Genomic DNA, 3,259 nt, shown 5'->3' with positions numbered 1-3,259 from the left:
CACGAACCGCGCCGAACGCGCGGCCGAGCCCACGAACCGCGCCGAACGCGCGACCAGGCCCACGAACCGCGCCGAACGCGCGACCAGGCCCACGAACCGCGCCGAACGGGCGACCAGGCCCGCGTACCGGGCGTAGCGACCGACCGGCGGGGGCGACGCGCCGGGAGCGGTCACCGGCGCACCTTCCCTCAGTCGGCGGCGACCGGCTGACGGGCCGCCCGAGCCGACCGTACCAACCGGATGACCAGCACGATCACCAACAGCGTCATCAGCGGCGCCCCGACCGTCTTGGTGTACCGGGGCAGCCCGGTGCCGTCGGGCAGCACCAGGAAGGACGCGACCAGGGCGACCACGGTGAACCATCGGGTCCGTTGGGCGGTGGCCGCCAGCACGAACAGCGGCCAGGTCCAGTACCAGGGGTGCACCACGGGGGCGAGCGCGACGGTGAGGGCGAGCGCGAGACCCGCGTGGTACAGCGGGTCGCGGGTGCGCGCCCGCCACCAGAGCCAGACGAGCAGGACGGCCAGGAGGACGACGGCGATCCCGCGGGTGACCGGCAGCGCGTCGATGTGAGCGCCGAACAGCGCCGCGACGTACCCGATCGTCTGCCCGACAGCGGTCGGCGGGGAGGTCCAGGCGATGGCGGCGCCACCCTGGGACAGCCCGCCGACCCAACCGAAGTCCAGCCCACCGGCGATGGTCACCCCGACCACGGTGGCGGCCGCGCCGCCGACCACCCAGCCGCCGTCGCGGATCAGCGTGCGGATCCGGTACGGCCCGGCGGTGGCCGCCAGCGCGGCGAACGGCACCACCACCACGGCGGTCACCTTGATCGCCACCGCGACTCCGAGGAGCAGCCCGCCGACCAGCAGCATTCCGCGCCGGCCCGGGTGCGCGGCCACCACGGCCAGCCCACCGACAAGCGCGGCGAGCATCAGCACGTCGTTGTGGGGACCACCGATCAGGTGCGCGGCGACCAGCGGGGAACCCAACGCCAGCCACACCGCCCGCTTCGCCGGCACACCGGCCCGGCGGGCCAGCGCCGGCAGGGCCCACGCGGTGAACAGCACGCCGACAAGCGACAGCGCACGGAACAGCACGATGCTGGCGGTCAGCGAACCGGTGGCCTTCACCACGGCGCCCGCGATGAGCACGAACAGCGGCCCGTACGGCGCCGGGGTGTCCCGCCAGATGACCGAGACGGTGTCCAGCCAGGGGCAGGGCAGCGCGGAGACGCCCTGCTCGTACGGGCTGATGCCGCCGACGAAGCTGGCGCCCTGGCAGGCGTACGCGTACACGTCCCGGCTGCCGAAGGGCGGTGCGACCAGCAACGGCAGCAGCCAGAGCCCGACGGTGAGCAGGGCCCACCGCGTCGAGGGTCCCCCGTCGCGCAGCGCCCACCAGGCGTACGCCATGAGGCCGGTGCCGACCAGCCAGGCGGCGAGGATCAGCGGGCCGTTGGGCCCCTGCCAGATGCTGACCGGGGTGCTGCGCAGGGGGCCGCTGGGGAACGCGCCGCCGAGGAACGCGGTGAGCGCCAGCAGCATCGAGCCGGCCAGGCCGGTCCAGCGCGCGAGGTGGGAGGGCACGCCGGACATGCTGCCAGCATCACGGCGGGGTGCCGACGGCAGGCACCCGGACGGTCAGCAGTGGCGCGCCGGTGCCAGCCCGCTGGAGATCGAGTAGTCGCCGGCGGCGCGGACCCGCACCTGGGTCCACCCGTCCGCGCCCGGTCGCAGGCAGCCGTCCGGGCCGCTCAACGAGAGCCAGCGCGACCAGCGCACCCGGACCGGAACGTCCCCGGGCGTGGCGGCCAACCGGACCGCGCCGCGGTCGGCGGTGACGAGTCGACCCGGGGCGCCGACCAGCGGGGTCGGGTCGACCACGGCGTACATCCGCCAGGTCGGGTCACGCCAGACCTCCCGCAGGTACGGCAGGCCGGCGCGGATCAGCGCGGCCTCGTCGCGGCCCCACCGGTCGGCGGGTGCGTCCGGGGCGAGCACCACGTAGCTCACCGCCTCGTGCCGTAACCACTGCTCGTACGTCTGCGCGCTCAGGCTGCCGTCGTAGAACAGCGCGTTGCGGTCGCTGTCGACCTGGCGTTCCCAGCCCCGGGCCAGTGGCACGGTCGGCGGCAGGTACGCGGACTCCCAGTGGTCCCGCAGCGGCACCACCTCCACCCGCCCGGCCGGCTGCCGCCGGTCGAGTTCGGCGACGAGTGGTTGGTAGAAGCTCGCGGCGCTCTCCGGGGCGCCGGCCCGGGTCACGTCGCTCACCATCACCGGGGACTGCCACCACACGGTCGCGGCGAGCAGCCCGGCCAGCCACGGCCCCGGCAACGCGGCGTACCCGGCAAGCACGGGCAGGGCGAACAGCATCGGCAGTCGTAGCGCGTTGGACCCGATCGGGCTCGGCAGGTAGTACGCCCCGACCAGGAGCAGCACCGTGAGCACCGCGCCGACGCGCAACACCCGGCGGCGGCGCGGCAGCACGACCGCCACCAGCACCGCGAGCGCGACGTTGATGCGCATCGACTCGGCCGAGTACGGCTGGGTGCCGCCGTTGCCGAAGACGAACGCCATCGGGGCGAGCGTGACGGCGGGCGCCACGGCCAGGACGAACCCCTCGGCCAGTGGTCGCTCGGCTCGTAAGCCTCCGGGCAGCGGGCGGCCCGGCCCGTCACCGGTACGCAGGGCGGCCAGCAGCAGCGCTGCGCCGGCCAGCCCGGTGAACAGGCCGGCGACCGGGCTGGCCGCCGTCGCCAGGGCGGCGCAGACAGCGGCGAGCGTCAACCGGAGCCAGCGCGGTGGGCGTTCCGCGCTGACCGCGCAGAGCGCCAGCAGCCCGAACGCCAGCCCCACCGCGAAGGTGATCCGACCGCTCGCCAGGTTGCCGACCAGTACCACCGCGCCGAGGACGCCGGCCAGCAGCGGCCGGCGGGCCCGGTTGCGGGTGAACAGCCAACCCAGTGCGGCCGCGCCGACCACGGCGGCGACCGCCCCCAGCGGACGCACCCCGATCAGCGCGCCCAGCCGGGCCGTGAAGAGGCTGTAGCCGTACTGGTTGACGCCGCCGTACCAGCCGAAGTCGACAGGCGCCGACCCGTACCGCTCGGTGAACCCGGCACGGGCCACCTGGGCGGCGAGGTCGGTGCCCATCGGCGGCGCGAGGAGGAACGCGACAGCGAGCACCACGCCGGCCCCGGTCGCCGCCGATGGGCACCGCCAGAACGGAAGGGCCCACGTCTGAACTCCAGTCC

Annotated in this window: 2 protein-coding genes; both read right to left on the bottom strand. The window is 75.2% G+C overall.

The annotated features are described in order from the left end of the window. Positions 1-188 precede the first annotated feature (188 nt). A complete protein-coding gene (mptB, locus tag PSH25_RS28700) occupies positions 189-1,589 on the bottom strand; it encodes a polyprenol phosphomannose-dependent alpha 1,6 mannosyltransferase MptB (RefSeq protein ID WP_238662008.1) in 1,401 nt (466 codons plus the stop codon). 54 nt (positions 1,590-1,643) lie between these two features. Further along, a complete protein-coding gene (locus PSH25_RS28695; protein WP_238662007.1) occupies positions 1,644-3,191 on the bottom strand; it encodes a hypothetical protein in 1,548 nt (515 codons plus the stop codon). Positions 3,192-3,259: the final 68 nt, after the last annotated feature.

Origin of the sequence: Micromonospora foliorum (genome assembly GCF_022229015.1) — a bacterium.
GTDB classification, from domain to species: domain Bacteria; phylum Actinomycetota; class Actinomycetes; order Mycobacteriales; family Micromonosporaceae; genus Micromonospora; species Micromonospora foliorum.
Note: the sequence above shows the minus strand (reverse complement) of the source record. Positions and strands in the feature narration are given on the sequence as shown.